Source organism: Methylomagnum sp. (genome assembly GCF_054333355.1).
The window spans coordinates 1-17,710 of the sequence record NZ_JBTEKS010000048.1 but is presented as its reverse complement, the minus strand read 5'-3'; the positions used below and the strand labels follow the sequence as shown (position 1 = coordinate 17,710).

The window sequence follows — 17,710 nt, the reverse complement described above, 5'->3', positions numbered from 1 at the left end:
CCCTAAACTTACGGGCTGTGATGAACCGCATGGAAGCGAGCATATATCAACTACCGCCGCCCCAAACCCTGCATCATCCCCGCCAACCCCGGCACATCCACAAAATTCCCCCCGCCCGTCTGTGTCGTCCGCAACCGCCGCGCCTCCACCATGCACTCGTCCAAACTCCGCCGCTCGCCCGCCTGCTCATAGGCTTTTTTAAGCATCACGGCGGTTTGCAACAGAATCTCGGTATCGGCGGCATTCTCCGTGCCTTCCACCGTCCGGCCCACCGGGATGATTTCACCCACATTCAAGCGGGTGATGATAATCCCCAGCCCCAGAATATCCGCGTGCCCATTCGCCGCCGTGGCGGGCTGGCTCTGGCCGGTCAGCTTTTGCAGCAACGTCTGGGTAATCTCCCCGCCAGCATGGGCCAATTCCTGCCAATGGCGCGGGGCGACATATTGGCGCAGCGCCTCGGCCAGCATGTCGCGCAGGATATTCCAAGTGCCTTGCTCGTTGCCCACGCCCACATAGTTGTAAAGCCGTTCGCCCCGCGTGTCCGGTTGCCAAGTAATGCCGACCTTCACCTGCACACTGGCGCTGCCCTGGAACTGGCCCTGAGCATTGCAGCGCAGATTGTCGAAGCTGAAATCCTGGTTCTTCTGTTCGACATTGATGAGGATGACATCGTAGAAGAACGGAAAATACGGCGCGATGACGGTATAGCCTTCGTTCAGCGCCCGCCACCCGGCGTTTGCCCCACAACGTCACCAAGGCTTTATGCGGTGGATTGGCGGGAATATTGCGGAACCCCAAACCGAACGTGACCAGCCCCAATCCGATAAACACGCCGCCGAACATCACGCCCTGCGCCAGCAGCACCCCGCCGACCGCCGCCAAGCCGATGCATACCAACAGGCCACCCCAGATGCCCAGCAGGGCACCCGCCCACAACCCCAGCCAAACGCCGAGCAGCAAGCCGAGTTTCGGTAACAGTGAAAGAAACATGATGAACCCCCGTGAAAAAAGGCGTCAGTATATCGCGCCAGATCGTAGGTCGGGCATGTACCCATGCCCGACGCCATGTAGGAAATGTTGGCCCCCGTGCCACTCAGTCCTGCTTACTTCCCACCACCCGCAAATGCACCCTCAACCGCCGAAACGACTCCGCATCCAAGCTATCCCGCAAGATAGGAACAGCGAGCTTGCCGCCGGACTCGGGAATCAAATGCAGGATGACAAGCCAGCGCGTCACCACGCTGCCGTCAGCCAACTGCGCGAACACCGTTCCCGAGCGGCACATGACTTTCCACTCCCCATCAGGCGACAGGGATAACTCCCGAACCGCCGGGTCAAGCACATGATTCCGGTAAGTGAAATAAAGGCTTAAGGCCACCGCCATGAACAGGCTGGCCTTGATCCAAACAGGCAATGGGTTAGCGAGGGCAGCGAATCCCGCCAAGCCATGAACCACGAAAATAAAGCGGTTCAGGGTGGGAGATTGCTTAAGGATGAGATGCAGCGGCGCGGCGGAGGGTGCGGACGAGTTCGGCAAGTGCGGGGTCTTCTGGGCTTACGTCGGCGAAGAAATAACGCCACAGGCTATCGTCGGACTCGTCCAGCAGGCGGACGAAAGCGGCTCGTTCCTGTGGACTCGCCGCCTCGTAGCCCTGTTCGAGATAGCCTTGCAGCGGCAAATCCAATTCCTTCATGCCGCGCCGACACAGCCACCAGAGCCGACCCCGTTCCATGCCTACCGCTGCCGTTCGATCAACAGCCGCTTGATTTCGGCGATGGCCTTGGCCGGGTTCAAACCCTTCGGGCAGGTGTCGGTGCAATTCATGATGGTGTGGCAGCGGTACAGCTTGAAGGGGTCTTCCAGCGCGTCCAGCCGCTCGCCAGCGGTTTCGTCGCGGCTGTCCTGAATCCACCGATGGGCTTGCAGCAGGGTGGCCGGGCCGAGGTAGCGCTCGCTGTTCCACCAATAGCTCGGGCAACTGGTCGAGCAGCAGGCGCACAGGATGCACTCATGCAGGCCGTCCAGCTTGGCCCGCTCCTCGCGGCTTTGCAGGCGCTCGCGGTCGGCGGGGGGCGGAGTCTGGGTCTCGATCCACGGCTTCACCGAAGCGTACTGGGCGAAGAAGTGGGTCATGTCCGGCACCAAGTCCTTGACCACCGGCAGATGGGGCAGAGGATAGATTTTCACCACCTCGCCGCAATCCTCGATCTCCTTGGTGCAGGCCAGGGTGTTGCGCCCGTCGATGTTCATGGCGCAGGAGCCGCACACGCCTTCCCGGCAGGAACGGCGGAACGCCAGGGTGCTGTCGATCTCGTTCTTGATCTTGAGGATCGCGTCCAAGACCATCGGGCCGCAGCGGTCCAGGTCCACTTCGTACACGTCGAGCCGGGGGTTCTCGCCGGTCTCGGGATCGTAGCGGTAAACTTCGAAGCGGCGGGTCCGGGTGGCGCCTTCTGGGGCGGGGTGGACTTTGCCGGGTTTGACGGTGGAATTTTTGGGGAGGGTAAATTGGGCCATGGCGTGAATTCGCTAAAGTCAAACGGTCGGGAGGAGGTTAGTGCGAAGTGTTCTGGGCCAGCCAGCGGGACAAGTCGTCCTGACTAGTAAAGTCCAATAGTGCTAGCCCCATATCCTCCAAACGTTCCAGGGGAAGAGTGCGGATAATGGCTTCCTGGGTAGGTGGCAGCGCACCCCCGAGTCGCTTATTCATCATACGAATCAATAGGTTTGCTTCCCTCTCGGCATAGGCTTCTTGGAAATACCGGGTGTCTTTCAAATCAACATCAATCAAATGCACCATGGCTCTAATCTCCTCCCGCGTTAGGCGCGGCAGTTTATAAATCAATAACGTCTCTATCCAACTCCGAAAATCCGGCCAGATGGGAGGGGACACCGCCAGCATTTCCCGAGCCTTGATAATGGCTCGATCCGGTTCCGCCAACAGCAATTCAATCAGACCCAGCGCAGGCGATTCCGGTTGCATGGCCGACCACTCATCCAGATAAACCCGCGTCACCCGTCCGGCCAACAATTCCTCAAACCCCCGAGTTTGCCCCACATCCACGCGCCGTTCCGGGAACAACGCCACCGCCCGCCACCAGCGCTGTTCTGGGTGTTTGCGAAGATAGAGAAAGATCGAGGCAAACCAACGGGCGTAAAAATCATCATCCAGCCAGAATTGATTCTCCAGGAAAACCAGCGGCGATTCCTCGCTCACCTCGGGCGGAATCAGCAAGCCATCAAACCGGAACTGGGTTTCCTTGATCTCTTCCGCTCGCAGTTCGTAATGCGCTTTCGGCAGCGGCAGCCCCGCCAGTTCAAACACCAAATCGGGGTGATCTTGCAGCAGCCGATAGAGAAGCGCGTCGGTCTTCATCGGGCTGGCCGAATCAGCGCCTCAATACACCCGCTTCTTCGGCGCGATGACTTCGACCTCATCGGTCAACGTGTACAAATGCACGGGACGATAGGCGTAACTTACTTGGTGCTTCTCGTCCAGCCATAGCAACGAGTGCTTGAGCCAGTTGTCGTCGTCCCGTTCCGGGAAATCCTCGCGGGCGTGACCGCCCCGGCTTTCCTCGCGGTTGAGGGCGCCGACAATCGTGACCATGGCTTGGCCGAGCAGGTTTTCCAGTTCCAGGGTTTCCACCAAGTCCGTGTTCCAGACCAGGGAGCGGTCACTGACATTCACGTCTTGGAAAGACTCCATCACCTTGCCCAACTTCTCCACGCCTTCACTCAACACCTCGCCGGTGCGGAACACGCTGGCATGGCTCTGCATGGTCTTCTGCATATCGAGCCGGATATCCGCCGTCTTGCGCGAACCTTTGGCGTGGCGCAGCCGGTCGAAACGGTCCAGATGGGGTTCCCAGGCCGATTCCGACAGCGGCTTATGGGACGTGCCCGGCTTGACCACTTCCGCGCAACGGATCGCGGCGGCGCGACCGAACACCACCAAATCCAGCAGCGAATTGGAGCCGAGCCGGTTGGCGCCATGCACCGAAACGCAGGCGCCCTCGCCCACGGCCATCAGGCCCGGCACCACGCTTTCCGGGTCGCCATCCTTCAGTGTGACCACTTCGCAGCGGTAATTGGTGGGCGTGCCGCCCATGTTGTAGTGGACCGTCGGCAGCACCGGCATGGGTTCCTTGCGGGCGTCCACGCCGCCGAAAATCTTGGCGGTTTCGAGGATGCCCGGCAGCCGTTCCTCGATCACCGCCGGGTCGAGGTGTTCGAGGTGCAGATGCATGTGGTCCTTCTCCGGCCCGACGCCCCGGCCCTCGCGAATCTCGATGGTGATGGCCCGGCTCACCACGTCCCGCGAGGCCAAATCCTTGGCGTTCGGAGCGTAGCGGGGCATGAAGCGTTCGCCTTCGGAATTGGTGAGATAGCCGCCCTCGCCGCGCACGCCCTCGGTGATGAGGCAGCCCGCACCATAGATGCCGGTGGGGTGGAATTGCACGAATTCCATATCCTGCAAGGGCAGCCCGGCCCGCAATACCATCGCGTTGCCGTCGCCGGTGGTGGTGTGGGCGGCGGTGCAGGAGAAATAGGTCCGCCCGTAGCCGCCGGTCGCCAGGATGACCATGTGGGAGCGAAACAAATGCAGGGTGCCGTCGTCCAGCTTCCAGGCCAGCACGCCCCGGCACACGCCCTCGTCCATGATGAGGTCGAGGGTGAAGTATTCGACGAAGAACTCCACCTCGTGCTTGAGCGATTGCTGGTAGAGCGTGTGCAGGATGGAATGGCCGGTGCGGTCGGCGGCGGCGCAGGTGCGCTGGGCGGTGCCCTCGCCGAAGCGGGTGGTCATGCCGCCGAAGGCCCGCTGATAAATCTTGCCGTCGGGGGTGCGGGAGAACGGCACGCCGTAATGCTCCAGCTCGATCACGGCGGGGATGGCCTCGCGGCACATGTATTCGATGGCGTCCTGGTCGCCCAGCCAGTCCGAGCCCTTCACCGTGTCGTACATGTGCCAGCGCCAGTCGTCCTCGCCCATGTTGCCGAGGGCCGCGCTGATCCCGCCTTGCGCGGCGACGGTGTGGCTGCGGGTGGGGAAGACTTTGGTCAGGCAGGCGGTCTTGAGTCCGCGTTCGGCCAGCCCCAGCGCGGCCCGGAGTCCGGCGCCGCCCGCGCCCACCACGACGGCGTCGTAGGTGTGGCGAATGATCTCGTAAGGCTTGCTCATATCAGCTCACAAAAATGATGCGCAGGGTGGCGTACAACGCCGCTAGCCCTAAGAAGGAGAACACCAGCTTCATCGCCAAAAGGCCCGCGATTTTCATCCATTCGATGTGGACATAATCCTCGATGACGACCTGGAGTCCCAGCACGGTGTGATAAGCGGTGAGGATGATGAAGGACAGCAGCAACAGGCTGTTCCAGGGCGCCGCGATCCAGTGCTTGACCTCGGCGTAATCGAGGCTCGGCAACATGGCGATGGCGCAGGCGAACCAGAAAACCAGGGGAACCATCGCCACGGCGGTGACGCGCTGACGCCACCATTCGTGGGAGCCTTGCCCGGCGGAACCCAGGCCACGGGCCTTGCCCAGGGGGGTTTGATAACTCATGGAGACCTCGTGATTCTCGAATTCGGATTAGACCGACTCGGTTTTAAAAACCGAGTCGGTTTCTCAGTATTCCTAGCGGATCAAAGTGATGATGCCCACCAGCAGGGTCAGCCCCACCGACGCCGCGATTTCGATTTTGCCGTGCAGTTCCAGGGTTTCGCGCTCCAAGCCATGCACCGTATCCCAGATCAAATGCCGAACGCCATGGCAGAGGTGGAAGAACAGCGCGTAAATCCAAGCCCACAGCATCAACCGGCCCAGAAAGGAACCCAGAAACGCCTGGGCGGTGGCGTATGAGCTTTCGCCCCCGGCGGCGGCCATTAAAAAGGCCACCCAAAGAATCAATCCCAAGCTGAGCATGACTCCGGTGGCCCGATGGCTGATGGATAGCACCGCCGTGATGGGGAGACGGTAAACCTGTAGATGCGGCGAAAGGGGACGTTCGTTCATGGTGGATTTTCGAGTTCGACTATTCCGGTTTTGGCCCATGCGACGCCTTCTAAGGAAGGGTTGGCGGGTTATACCGTGGGGCGGAAGCAATCACAAGCACACGTCCGGGCAATAGATTAGAGACGATTTGTCCATGTTTTTTTGTTGGTCCTCGCTCGTTTGCGCGTTCCCAAGCAGAGCTTGGGAACGCGGTCTTGGAAGCTCCGCTTCCCATCGCTCCACCAAGTTGAGTTTCGTGGGGTGGCGTGAGGCGGAGCTTGGGAGCGCGCGGGCCGGGGGATTTCACATAGGTATTACTGCATAAGTATTTGTGTATCCAAAAAACAGGGAAACTTGGGGTGCCTATATAGTCTCATGCGATAGAGTATTAATTAATTACGTGCCAATCTGACGCACCGATGTGGGGATTTCTACTTACGCATCAAGCATTGGACCAAGCTCACCACGCTGGGTTGTAGGCACGTATTAATTGGCGCTCAACCATCACCATCCATCCTACCGGGAGACTCACCATGAACTGGGATCAAGTGAAAGGCAATTGGCTACAAGTCAAAGGGTCGATCAAATCGCAATGGGGCAAGATTACTGACGATGAACTCGACCAAATCGCGGGTGAACGCGAGAAATTGGTCGGCAAAATCCAGGAGCGGTACGGTATTGCCCGCGATGAGGCCGAGAAGCAGGTGAATAGCTTCAAATATAAGATGTGAACCGCTGGCCCATTATTTAATTCAATAGAGATATTGACCGGCGCGCATTTAAGTGAATATGGCAAGTGAGTTTTAGCGGCGATGGCAGCGCTTAGTGAATAGTTTCGGGCGCTGCCTTTTTTAGCCCTCTTCATAAATTGCCGTGTCGCCGGAGCTTTCCCAACATCATTGATAAGCAGAGGAAAATGTCATGGATAAAGCGGTTTTCTGCATCGCCACATCGACCGAGCAAGCGGAAAGCATCGTGGATCGTCTGAAGACGGCGGGGTTTTCTAATAGCGATATTTCGGTCTTATTCCCCGATAAATCGGCCACCCGTGATTTCGCTCACGAGAAGCACACCAAGGCACCGGAAGGTGCCACCGCGGGCGGATTGGCAGGGATGGGCGTGGGCGGCATTCTGGGTTGGCTGGCGGGTTTCGGCAGCTTGGCCATTCCAGGCTTGGGACCGTTCGTGGCGGCTGGACCCATCGTCGCCGCCTTGAGCGGAGCCGCCGTCGGCACGGCGGCGGGCGGTCTCATCGGTGCCCTGGTCGGACTCGGCATCCCGGAATACGAGGCCAAGCGCTACGAGGGCAAGGTTAAGGCCGGCAATATCCTGATTTCCGTCCACACCACCAACAGCGACCAGCGCGACCGCATCGAGGACATCTTCGAGGAAGCCGGCGCGGAAGACATCTCCACCAGCACGGAAGCCGGTGTGAGCTAATCCGCCGACGACGGCACGCACAGTCCTTTCGGCCAAGCCAGGGTGGAGTTTTGTGGCTTCATTCCCGGTGGGCCGCCCACTAATCATTTCGAGGTTAATACCATGGCTTATTCCGAGATGGAAAACCCGGCCCGGCGCTCCGCCGGTTCGGAAACCGAATACCAAGCGAAGGAAGCCGCTGGCGAAGCGAAGCAAGCGGCGGGCGAGCTGCAAGGTGAAATGAAGGAGGAGGCGCGGCGCTTGGCGGGCGAGGCGAAGCAGCGCGGTCAAGCCCTGTTCGAAGGCCAGCGCCGGGCCGCCGCCGATGAAATCGGCGGCATGGTGGAAGCCCTGCGCAAGACGGCCCACGAGTTGGATCAAGAGCAGCGCCCTTCCACGGCCAACTTGGTGGGGCGGGCGGCGGCATCCATGGATCGCTTGGCAGCCAACCTCCGCGACCAGGACTTCCGCGCCCTGTATGGCCAGGTGGAAGGCTACGCCCGCCAGCATCCGGGGCTGTTCTTCGGCGGCAGCTTGGTCGCCGGGCTGCTGATGGCGCGCTTCCTCAAGAGTTCGTCGGAAGGGCGGCCCCGGGCCACGGGATACGCACACTCCGAGTCCGGGCGCGTCTATCGATCCTAGAGCGATTTTGGATCGAGTATATGGCGGTGGGAGTGGGCTTCAGCCCACGATCAGCTGAGTGCGCCGCGGGCTGAAGCCCGCTCCCACAATGGCGGAATTTTCGCGGAGAAAATTTATGCGACCCGATGAACCCAATGCCAAGCGGGAATTCTCGCTGGGCAACCTGTTTACCGACTTGACGCGGGAACTGTCCACCCTGGTTCGTCAGGAAACCCAGCTCATCAAGGCCGAGGTTTCAGAAAAAGTTTCGGACGCCAAGGCAGGCGCTGGCGAGATAGCGGCGGGCGGTGCCGTGCTGTTGGTGGGTTTCCTGATTCTCATGCTGGCCGCCGTGGCGGGCCTGAGCCAAATGCTCGGCGCCACCGCCCTCGATTACCCATGGCTGTCCCCCCTCATCATCGGCCTATTGGTCTCGGGGGCGGGCATCGGGATCATGCTGTGGGGCCGAAGCAATCTCGACTCTGGATCGCTGACCCCGCGCCGTAGCGGCGAATCCTTGCGGCGGGACGGCGAGGTCTTGAAGGAGCAATTCAAATGAGCGGCCCCGTATTGTCCGCCCCGGAGGCATCCTGATGGCCACCTTCATCGGCAGCGAGCATTCGTTCAGGGACACCTTGAAGGCGCTGATTGAACTGGATTTCGATGCGGTCGCGGCCTATCAGGTCGCCATCGACCGGCTCGATAACCACGCCATTCAGGATCGGCTCGGCGAGTTCATGAGCGATCACCACAAGCACATCCAGGAACTGAGCCGCATTGTCCGTGACTTGGGCGAAATGCCGCCCACCGAGCGGGACTTCAAGGCGATTCTTACCCAGGGCAAGGTGCTGATCGGCAATCTGGCGGGCGACAAGGGCATCCTCCAGGCCATGCGGTCCAACGAGGACGACACCAACGAGGCTTACGAACGGGCCTTGCGCCGCAAGGATCTACCCGCCCGTGTCGAAGGCGTCCTGACCCAGAACCTGGCGGACGAGCGTCGCCATCGCGCCTGGATCGAGGAGCGCCTGGCATTGATGTGAAGCCGCCATTCGTCGGGTGGCGCACCGAGCGCAGGTGTTGCGCAAGCGAAGCAACCGGTACGCGTTCTTTCGATAGCGCTTCGTACCGGATTTAAACGGAGTCGAAATATGGAAACCTATGAAGAAAACCGTAGACCGGAAGACATCGAGCAGGACATCGAGAAAACCCGTAACCGGATGGCCGGCACCTTGGACGACCTTCAAAAAAAGCTGTCCCCGGGACAGATGGTGGATGAAGCCTTAGGTTATTTGGACGAGAAGGCGGGCTGGATTGGCTCGGAAGTCATGGGCACCCTGCGGGACAATCCCGTCCCCGCCACCATGGTCGGGGTGGGGCTGGCCTGGTTGTTCATGTCGGGCCGGAGCAATGGCGCGTCCCATCCCGAACATTCCCGCTATTCATCCCGTTATTCGTCCAGAAGTCGCGATTATGGCGCGGCGGGCTATGAGTCGCCGTCGGCCTACGAGGCGGGAAGTGGCGGCTACGTGCCCGAGCATTCCTTGGGCGAGAAAGCCTTCACCGAGCGCCGCTTAGGCATGGAGCGTCGCACCGATACGGGCGGTTCCACCTGGACCAGCCAGACCGAGCGCCGGGGCAGCGAACGCCGCACGGCTCGGGGCATGGGCCAGAGAATGGGGGCGCGGATGGGCGGCACGCTCAACGAAGCCGGGCAGGCGGTGGGCGAAGCCGTGGACACGGCCAAGCGGAAAGCCTCCGACACCGCCGACGAAGTCAGCCAGAAAGCGGGGCGGGTCTTGGGGCAGGCGCGGGAGAAGGCATCCGAATGGACCGACGAGGCGCGGGAAAAAGCCTCGGAATGGACTAACGAAGCCCGCGAGCAAGCCCGCTGGGCCGGACAGAAGGTGAAGGAGCAAACCCGTTACGTGATTGAAGAGCAGCCCTTGGTGCTGGGCGCCTTGGGTATCGCCATCGGCGCGGCGCTGGGCGCCAGCCTGCCGCGCACCCGCCCGGAAGATGAGTTCATGGGCGAGGCCCGTGACGAGCTGCTGCACCGCGCCGACGAAACCGGCGGCGAAATGATCCGCGAGGTTCGGGAGCAGGTTAAATCCGGTGCCGAGTCGCTGGTCTCGGGCGTCAAGGAGCAAGCCGGACAGCGGGGGCGGGAAACCGAGCGGGACCGGGCCGAGAGTCATCCGGCCACAGCCGGACGTTCTTCGGGTGACCTTCTGTCCGGTCAGCACAGCGGACCCGGCGGCGGCACAACCACCACGGCCACCACGGCGGCCACTGGCATGGGCCAGCCCATTCCGACCACGCCCGGTGGCGAGACCCGGCGTCCCTAAAAATTAACAGTGCCAGTGGGAGCGGTTGAAAACCGCTCCCACATCGCATTACATCGTTGGAGATCCCCCAATCATGAACGAGCGAGACATCACGGACGGCCAACCCATGGCCCCGGTTGCCCCCGGCCAACGCCCCAAGTCCAGCCGCGAGGCCGGAGACAACCCTCACGGCGACCAGAAAACCGACGAGACCGGCAACATCGTCGGCGGCGTGCCACGGGTCAGCGCGGCGGGGATGCGGGAGGACAGCGAGGCGGGCGCGTTTTCGTCGTGGGCGGATGAGCCATGGACGTATAAGCGCTTCGGGCAATCGCTGTAGGCCGATAGGCTCCTAGCCTCATTCCGCCGGGGAATGCCGGAATGACGGATATTCAATCAATATGGGATGCGGGGATAAGTCATGTCCACACCCACCCAAGCCCACCACGACCCACATGGCCGAACGGCCAGCCGTCCTTGGGATATTCCCTATGAGGGCTGGCGCGACATCGCCCACCGGGTCTGGGCCGATCTTCAGCAACACAACATGTCCTTCGTGGCCGCCGGCGTGGCGTTCTTCGCCTTGTTGGCGCTGTTTCCCGCGCTGGGTGCCATCGTCGGGATTTATGGACTCATCGCCGACCCCGGCGACGTGGAGCGGGAAGCCGGCTTCCTACGTAACGTGTTGCCACCCGAGGCTTTGAATTTATTGCGGGAACAGTTGCGCCAAATCGCCAGCCATGCCGCTGGCAGCTTGAGTTTTGGCGTCTTGCTGAGCTTGCTGGTGGCGGTCTGGAGTACCTCGCGGGGCGTCAGTTCCATCATCACCGCCCTGGACATCGTCTACAACCAGCCCGAACGCCGCAGCTTTACCCGCCTCACCCTGTTGTCCTTGGCCCTGACCGTCGGGGCCATCCTGTTTGTGGTGGTGGCGCTGGCGTTGATCGTCCTGTTACCGGCCATTTTCGATGCGCTTGGCATCGGCGGCTTGGTGACGGCCCTGCTGAACCTGTTGGCCTGGCCGTTGCTGGGCTTGCTGTTCATCATGGGTCTGGCGGTCATTTATCACTACGGGCCTTGCCGCGATCAGCCCCGCTGGGAATGGGTCACGCCCGGCGCCGTGTTCGCCACCGTGCTGTGGCTGATGGGGTCTGGCCTGTTTTCCTTCTATGTCGCCAGCTTCGGCTCGTATAACGAGACCTATGGCTCGGTGGGCGCGGCGGTCATTCTGCTGACCTGGGTTTATCTCACGTCCTATGTGGTGCTGCTGGGCGCGGAGGTGAACGCCGAGATGGAGCATCAGACCGGGCACGACACCACGGAAGGTCAGCCCAAACCCATGGGCGAGCGGGGGGCTTATGTGGCGGACACGTTGGGACGGTCGTCTGATGACGAATGAGCATGGGATGGGTGGAGACGGTTTTTTGTCCCCTCTCCAGCGGGAGAGGGGGTCGGAATCCGCACTTTTCTCATGAAAGCAGGAAGCTCTTTCAGGGTCATCCCATGTCCCGCCCACTGAAATGGATAGGCATTACTTTCGGCGCACTGCTGGGGCTGGTCCTGGTGGCCATTCTGGTCTTGCTGCTATTCGACTGGAACCGCCTGCGCGGCCCGGTTTCTTCCCTGGTCAGCGAGCGCCTGGGTCGGCATTTCGCCATCAATGGCGACATGCGCATGGATTGGTCCTGGACGCCGCGCCTCACCGTCAATGGCATCGAACTGGATAACGCCGCCTGGGGCAGTCAGCCCCACATGTTCACCCTGGACCGCGCCGTCATCGCCCTCCACCTGCCCGATTTGTTCAAGGGCCACATCGTCCTGCCCGAAATCGAAATCACCAAGCCCCGGCTGGCGCTGGAGAAAAATCGGGACGGCGCGGCCAATTGGGAATTCGGCCCACCGGATAAAGGCAAGGAAAAGGACTCCACCGGCCTGCCCATCAGCCGCCGCTGGTTCCCCAAGATCGACCAGCTTGCCATCGACGATGGCCGGATGCTGTTCAGCGATCCCGCCGCCGGGACCGAGTTGGACATGAATGTCTCCACCGCCATGGGCGAGTCCGACGAGCGGGGTTTGAAGCTGGTGGGCCGGGGCCGCTTACAGAAAGAGCGGTTCAATTTGGAAGTGCGGGGCGGCTCGGTGCTGGACTTGTGGAACACCGAGCGGCCCTTCCCCCTCGACGTGAAGCTGGTGTACGGACCCACCGAGGCCAAGGTCGGCGGCACCATTCAGGAACCGCTGAAGCTGGAAGGCCCGGACCTGCGCTTCGAGGCCCACGGTCCCGACTTGGCCGCGCTGCGCCCCTTCACCCGCGCTTGGATACCCGAGACGGGCGCCTACCGATTCGCCGGGCGGGTGAGCCGCCAGGGCGAGCAATGGCGGGTGCGGGATTTCGCGGGCAAGCTCGGCAATAGCGATTTGTCCGGCAGCTTGATGTTCACCCTCCGGGATGAGCGACCATTCTTGGCGGGCGACCTGGAATCGAAAAAGCTGGATTTCCGCGATTTCGCCGGTTTCATTGGCGCGAACCCCAAGTCGGACGCGCCGCCGCGCCCCAAGCTGCTGCCCGACCAGCCCTACGACGTGGCGGGGCTGCGGGTGGCGGATGCGGACATTCGCTTCAAGAGCGCCAACATCGTGACGCCGCTCATGCCGGTGGACGAGGTGTTGGCCCACCTCAAGATGGAGCGTGGCGTGTTGAGCCTCAAGCCGGCCAGCGCCAGCATTGGCTTGGGCCAAATCACGTCAAACATCAATTTGGACGCCAGGGAGAACAAGATTCTGGCCCGCGTCGAAGCCCGGATCGACAAGGTGCCGTTCAAGCGGCTGGTGTCCAAGACGCCCTTCGCCGATCAAACCGCCGGTTTGTTCTTTGGCAAGGTCGATCTGACCACCGCCGGCAACTCGGTGGCGGCGATGGCGGCGGCGGCGGACGGGGGAATCACGGTCGTGATGGAGAATGGCCGGGTGGCCGAGCTGATGATGGAGTTGGCGGGCGTGGACATCTTCGAGTCCTTAGGGATAGTCGTGACCGGCGATGACGACAGTGTGGCCGCGCCCTGCACGATTGTCGATTTCATCGTGACCGACGGCCTGCTCAAGACCAAGCTGTTCTTGATGGACACCACCGACACCAATCTATTCGGCGATGGCCAGCTCAATCTGCGGGACGAGACCTTGGATTTCCGCTTCACCGCCCATCCCAAGGATGTCAGCCTCTTCGTCGCCCGCACGCCCATCCTCGTGACCGGCACGCTCAAACAGCCGCGCCCCCGGCCCGAAATCCTGCCATTGGCGGCCAGGGTGGGGGCGTCCATTGCCTTGGGGGTGGTGGCGCCGCCCGCCATTATCCTGCCGTGGTTGGAATTGGGGCTGGGCCAGGACAGCCCGTGCCGGGCGCTGGTCAAGGCGGCGGAGCGGCAGGAAAGTACGCCGGTGCCGGGCAAGGGGAAACCCAAGGGGCGGCGGAGATAGTCCGGTGGGCATGAGTGCGTGCCCACCCAGCATGACTGGCACACAAGCCTAGCAAACCAACAGAATCGGTTACGCGACGCAGCGGCAAATCCCCACATCGCCCCGCGCTCCCGCCAGCGAATCTCCCACCATATTTCCCATTTTCCCCTCAAGCTGGCTACCATACTGGGAAGGCGTACCCGTCCAAAGCACCGCCGCTGCAACCAGCCTCCCACGAAGCTCAGAGCGTTTTCAACGTGGGTGTACGGCAGCGAGAAAGGCCGACTCGGTTTCACAAACCGTGTCGGCCTAGGTGAACGCCGCACATCCAAAATGAATATAGCGGCAAGGCGAAAACAACCACAGCCCATGAACCGAGAACCCCACGGCGCGTCATTCGATTTCGATCAACTGCGCGACCGCACGCTGAACGATTTGTTATTGCTCTTCTGTGTGCTGATAACGCCCGCCGTCGCGGTTTCGGTGAGCCGGGCCGCTTATCTCGGTTGGTCCCCACTGTTCTCCATCCAATTAAGCTTGCTGGCCCTGCTCTATGGGTTGGCGGCGCTACGGAAGCGGATCCCCTATGGTTGGCGGATCGGGATTTTCCTGACGGCGCTATGGTGCAACCTGCTGTTCAGCCACACCTATCTGGGCTTGCTGGCGGATAGCCGGTATACCGCTGTCGTGGTCATTCTGGTGGTGATGCTGCTTCTGCCGCTCCGCTGGGCCTGGGGCGTGGCGGGGGTGTTCGTCCTCACTATAGGGGCGGTCGGCGCTGGCTTCGTGAACGGCCTGCTGACCAATCACATCGACTACGAACTTCATGTGCGGCAGACCCAGTCTTGGATCACTACCATTTATAGCCTGATTGGCACGTCCGCCATCGTGACCATGGTGGCGATGCGCATCATTGATGTCTTGCGCCAAGCCCTGGCCGCCGCCAAGGACAGCGACGCCCGCCTGCGCGAGGCCCAAGCCCTGGCCCACCTCGGCAGTTGGGATTATCAGGCCAGGGACCAGCGCTTGATCTGGAGCGACGAAACCTACCGCTTGTTGGGCGTTGAACCGGGCGCCCCGGTGCGCTTGGCGGACTTCACCGACAGGGTTCACCCCGGCGACCGCCCGGAGGTGGACCGGGCCTGGCAATGGGCTATGGCCACCGGCGTCTTCGACAGCGAGCATCGGATCATCGTCCGCGACGAAACCCGCTGGGTGCGCCAGCACGCCCGCTTGAGTTTCGGGCCGGACGAGCATCTGGTCGGGGCCGTCGGCACGCTTCAAGACATCACCTTGCAAAAAGTCGTCGAGCGGGCCATGCAGGGCAGCGAGGCCCGCTTCCGCAGCATTTTCGAGCGGGCCAACACCGGCATCGCCTTCACCGACGCGGAGGGCTTCCTGCTGCAATTCAACGACAGCTTCGCCCAACTGGTCGGTTATTCCCCCGAGGCGTTGCGGGGCATGAACTTCGCCCGCCTTTCCCACCCCGGCGACTTGGCGGTGGAAACGGAATATCTGAATGAAATCCTGGCGGGCGGACGGGACGACTACCGGATGGAGAAGCGCTACCTCACCCGGTCGGGCGGGGTGGTGTGGGTGGATTTGGCGGTGACGGTCATCCGCGACGCCAACCAGCGGCCACTCAATCTGGTCGGCATGGTGGTGGACATCACCGAGCGCCACAAGGCGGAAACCGCCCTCCGCAGCAGCGAGGAAAAACTCCGCAACATCCTCGCGAAAATGCCCGTCGGCCTGTGCCTGGTGGACGAGAACGACGCCATGTATTTCCGCAACGACCGCTTCGTGGAGTTGCTGGGCTACACCGCCGACGATGTGCCGACGACCCAGGAATGGTGGCCCCGCGCCTATCCCGATCCCGCCTATCGGCAATGGGTCTTGAACACTTGGCAAGGCGCGGTCGAGCGGGCGACCCAACTGGGCACGGAGATCGAGCCGCACGAATACCGGGTCGTGTGCAATACCGGCGAGACGCGCATCGTGGAGATTTCCGGCATCGTGATGGGCAAGGAGCTGCTGGTAACCTGCGTCGATCTCACCGAGCGCAAGCAGGCCGAGTCCGCCCTGCTGGAGGCCAAGCGCGCCGCCGAGGCCGCCAACCGGGCCAAGTCGGAATTCCTGTCGCGGATGAGCCATGAACTCCGCACCCCGCTCAACGCGGTCATCGGCTTCAGCCAATTGCTGGAGCTGGACGAGCCGGACCCCTTGACGGAGCGGCAAAAGGAGTTGGTCAGCCACATCCACGCGGGCGGCTATCACCTGCTCAGCCTCATCAACGAAGTGCTGGACCTGGCCCGCATCGAGGCCGGACGCCTGGAACTCGCCATCACCCGGGTGTCGCTGGACGAGGTCATCGCCGACACCCTGTCCCTGATGGCGCCGCTGGCGACAGCGCGGAGCATCGACCTGGATGTGGCCGGCGCCTGCCACCGGGCGGTGCTGGCCGATGCGGGGCGGTTGCGGCAAGTCCTGGTCAATCTGCTGTCCAACGCCATCAAGTATTCCCACACCGGCGGCGCGGTGGCGGTGACTTGCACGGAGGGACTGGGGCAAATGCGCGTCACCGTCACGGACAACGGCATCGGCATTCCCGCCGATAAGCGGGCGCTGATTTTCCAGCCGTTTGAGCGGCTGGGCGCCGAACGCACCGGCATCGAGGGCACCGGCATTGGCCTGACCATCGTCAAGCACTTGGTCGAGGCCATGGGCGGCGGCATTGGCTTCGACAGTGTGCCGGGGCGCGGCAGCGCGTTCTGGGTCGAGCTGTCGATGGCGGGCGAGGCGTCGGCCACCCAGCCCGTGGCGGGGGATGCCGCCGCCGGGCAGGCCGTGGCTTCCAAGGAATTGGTTGAATGGCACGGGAGCGTGCTTTACGTGGAGGACAACCCCGCCAATGTCAGCTTGATGAAGCATATCTTCCGGCAGTTGCCGAAGGTCCGGCTGTTGATCGCCACGGACGCCGAGTTCGGGCTGGTGCTGGCCCGCGAGTATTTGCCCGACCTGATTCTGCTGGACATTCATTTGCCGGAAATGAGCGGGGTGGACGCCTTGCGCCAACTCAGGGCCGATCCCGGCACCGCGAGCATTGCGGTGTTCGCCGTCAGCGCCGCCGCCATGGCCCACGACATCGAGACGGGACTGCGGGAAGGTTTTGACGCCTACATCACCAAGCCCTTCAATGTGCCCGACCTGCTGCGGCGGATCCGGGAGGTCTTGGAGCGGCTGGGTGACCAGCCCCGCAGTCATCATCACGCTTGATCGTTCCAAGATTCCACGGAGGCCGACTCGGTTTTGAAAACCGGGTCGGCCTTTTCAATTATTGCCGCCCCCAGGGCATGACCGGCACCGTGGAAATGCTGTTGGCCGGGGCCCCCTCGATCAGCTTGCGGCTGATGGCGAGATAAACCAGGGTGTTGTGGGGCGCGTCCCACAGGCGGATGACGCGGGTTTCCTTGAAGAAAATCGAGGTGTCATCGGAAAAGACGTTCTCCTGCTCGGGCAGCTTGGCGGGCAGGGCGATGGGTCCGGTTTGGCGGCAGGCGAGGGAGAACTGGGACGGGTCTTCCGCCAAGCCGATGGTGCCCTTCACCCCGCCGGTCCTGGCCTGACTGACGTGGCAGGTGACGCCTTGCACCTTGGGGTCGTCGAAGGCATCGACACACACCTTGTGGTTGGCGCCCAGCAATTTCCAGGCGGTGGTCACGCAGCCGACCTCGGCGGCGGCGGCGCTGGTTGTCCATAGGCTCATGGACAGCAGGGCAGGGAGGGCGAGGATGCTGATCTGGGATGTCTTCATGGGGCTGCGCTCCGATGTGGGGTGAAATAGAGGGGCGTGGGAGAGGTCTTTAGACCGCGACCGGGCGCGGCATTGT

The 17,710-nt window shown here is 62.1% G+C and carries 20 protein-coding genes; 11 read left to right on the top strand and 9 right to left on the bottom strand.

Annotation, left to right across the window (positions count from 1 at the left end; genetic code table 11):
* Nucleotides 1–50 precede the first annotated feature (50 nt).
* Nucleotides 51–722 (bottom strand): SPFH domain-containing protein, encoded by a 672-nt coding sequence (locus ACXWUF_RS06095; RefSeq protein ID WP_458493781.1) that lies wholly within the window; start codon nt 720–722, stop codon nt 51–53.
* 43 nt (nt 723–765) lie between these two features.
* Between ACXWUF_RS06095 and ACXWUF_RS06090 the strand changes: the two genes are divergently transcribed.
* Complete coding sequence (locus ACXWUF_RS06090) at nt 766–978, top strand: hypothetical protein (RefSeq protein ID WP_458493780.1); 213 nt, start codon at nt 766–768, stop codon at nt 976–978.
* A gap of 118 nt (nt 979–1,096) precedes the next feature.
* Here ACXWUF_RS06090 and ACXWUF_RS06085 read toward each other — a convergent pair whose 3' ends face one another.
* From ACXWUF_RS06085 to sdhC, 7 genes are all read right to left on the bottom strand, one after another.
* Complete coding sequence (locus tag ACXWUF_RS06085; RefSeq protein ID WP_458493779.1) at nt 1,097–1,540, bottom strand: protein YgfX; 444 nt, start codon at nt 1,538–1,540, stop codon at nt 1,097–1,099.
* On the bottom strand, nt 1,491–1,736 hold the full coding sequence (locus tag ACXWUF_RS06080) for an FAD assembly factor SdhE (protein WP_458493778.1): 246 nt from the start codon (nt 1,734–1,736) through the stop codon (nt 1,491–1,493). The genes ACXWUF_RS06085 and ACXWUF_RS06080 overlap by 50 nt, the downstream gene beginning before the upstream one ends.
* Before the next feature lie 2 nt (nt 1,737–1,738).
* Nucleotides 1,739–2,521 carry a succinate dehydrogenase iron-sulfur subunit gene (locus ACXWUF_RS06075; protein ID WP_458493777.1) on the bottom strand — a complete coding sequence of 261 codons (783 nt, stop codon included), beginning with the start codon at nt 2,519–2,521 and terminating at the stop codon, nt 1,739–1,741.
* A 37-nt stretch (nt 2,522–2,558) separates the two neighbouring features.
* Nucleotides 2,559–3,380, bottom strand: a complete 822-nt coding sequence (locus ACXWUF_RS06070; RefSeq protein ID WP_458493776.1) for a DUF2887 domain-containing protein — start codon at nt 3,378–3,380, stop codon at nt 2,559–2,561.
* Between the two features lie 21 nt (nt 3,381–3,401).
* Nucleotides 3,402–5,189, bottom strand: a complete 1,788-nt coding sequence (gene sdhA / locus ACXWUF_RS06065) for a succinate dehydrogenase flavoprotein subunit (RefSeq protein WP_458493775.1) — start codon at nt 5,187–5,189, stop codon at nt 3,402–3,404.
* 1 nt (nt 5,190) lies between these two features.
* Complete coding sequence (sdhD, locus tag ACXWUF_RS06060; protein ID WP_458493774.1) at nt 5,191–5,571, bottom strand: succinate dehydrogenase, hydrophobic membrane anchor protein; 381 nt, start codon at nt 5,569–5,571, stop codon at nt 5,191–5,193.
* A 72-nt stretch (nt 5,572–5,643) separates the two neighbouring features.
* The gene (sdhC, locus tag ACXWUF_RS06055) at nt 5,644–6,021 is read right to left on the bottom strand and encodes a succinate dehydrogenase, cytochrome b556 subunit (protein WP_458493773.1); all 378 of its coding nucleotides are present in this window, start codon (nt 6,019–6,021) and stop codon (nt 5,644–5,646) included.
* 512 nt (nt 6,022–6,533) lie between these two features.
* Here sdhC and ACXWUF_RS06050 point away from each other — a divergent pair.
* The 10 genes from ACXWUF_RS06050 (at nt 6,534) to ACXWUF_RS06005 (ending at nt 17,096) form a co-directional block, all read left to right on the top strand.
* Nucleotides 6,534–6,731: a CsbD family protein gene (locus ACXWUF_RS06050; protein WP_458493772.1), complete on the top strand. Its 198-nt coding sequence runs from the start codon at nt 6,534–6,536 to the stop codon at nt 6,729–6,731.
* Nucleotides 6,732–6,921: 190 nt separating this feature from the next.
* Nucleotides 6,922–7,440 carry a hypothetical protein gene (locus ACXWUF_RS06045; protein ID WP_458493771.1) on the top strand — a complete coding sequence of 173 codons (519 nt, stop codon included), beginning with the start codon at nt 6,922–6,924 and terminating at the stop codon, nt 7,438–7,440.
* A gap of 102 nt (nt 7,441–7,542) precedes the next feature.
* A complete protein-coding gene (locus ACXWUF_RS06040) occupies nt 7,543–8,061 on the top strand; it encodes a hypothetical protein (RefSeq protein ID WP_458493770.1) in 519 nt (172 codons plus the stop codon).
* A gap of 115 nt (nt 8,062–8,176) precedes the next feature.
* On the top strand, nt 8,177–8,599 hold the full coding sequence (locus ACXWUF_RS06035; RefSeq protein ID WP_458493769.1) for a phage holin family protein: 423 nt from the start codon (nt 8,177–8,179) through the stop codon (nt 8,597–8,599).
* Nucleotides 8,600–8,633: 34 nt separating this feature from the next.
* Entirely contained in the window at nt 8,634–9,083 is a 450-nt protein-coding gene (locus tag ACXWUF_RS06030) for a DUF2383 domain-containing protein (RefSeq protein ID WP_458493768.1), read from the top strand.
* 108 nt (nt 9,084–9,191) lie between these two features.
* Nucleotides 9,192–10,388 (top strand): DUF3618 domain-containing protein, encoded by a 1,197-nt coding sequence (locus ACXWUF_RS06025; RefSeq protein WP_458493767.1) that lies wholly within the window; start codon nt 9,192–9,194, stop codon nt 10,386–10,388.
* A gap of 73 nt (nt 10,389–10,461) precedes the next feature.
* The gene (locus ACXWUF_RS06020; RefSeq protein WP_458493766.1) at nt 10,462–10,707 is read left to right on the top strand and encodes a hypothetical protein; all 246 of its coding nucleotides are present in this window, start codon (nt 10,462–10,464) and stop codon (nt 10,705–10,707) included.
* Between the two features lie 81 nt (nt 10,708–10,788).
* The gene (locus tag ACXWUF_RS06015) at nt 10,789–11,766 is read left to right on the top strand and encodes a YihY/virulence factor BrkB family protein (RefSeq protein WP_458493765.1); all 978 of its coding nucleotides are present in this window, start codon (nt 10,789–10,791) and stop codon (nt 11,764–11,766) included.
* Between the two features lie 104 nt (nt 11,767–11,870).
* Nucleotides 11,871–13,841 carry an AsmA family protein gene (locus tag ACXWUF_RS06010; RefSeq protein WP_458493764.1) on the top strand — a complete coding sequence of 657 codons (1,971 nt, stop codon included), beginning with the start codon at nt 11,871–11,873 and terminating at the stop codon, nt 13,839–13,841.
* A gap of 348 nt (nt 13,842–14,189) precedes the next feature.
* On the top strand, nt 14,190–17,096 hold the full coding sequence (locus ACXWUF_RS06005) for a PAS domain S-box protein (RefSeq protein WP_458493763.1): 2,907 nt from the start codon (nt 14,190–14,192) through the stop codon (nt 17,094–17,096).
* Nucleotides 17,097–17,154: 58 nt separating this feature from the next.
* On the opposite strand, the gene ACXWUF_RS06000 is transcribed toward ACXWUF_RS06005, so the two are convergent.
* Nucleotides 17,155–17,634 carry a CreA family protein gene (locus tag ACXWUF_RS06000; protein WP_458493762.1) on the bottom strand — a complete coding sequence of 160 codons (480 nt, stop codon included), beginning with the start codon at nt 17,632–17,634 and terminating at the stop codon, nt 17,155–17,157.
* Between the last annotated feature and the right edge of the window lie 76 nt (nt 17,635–17,710).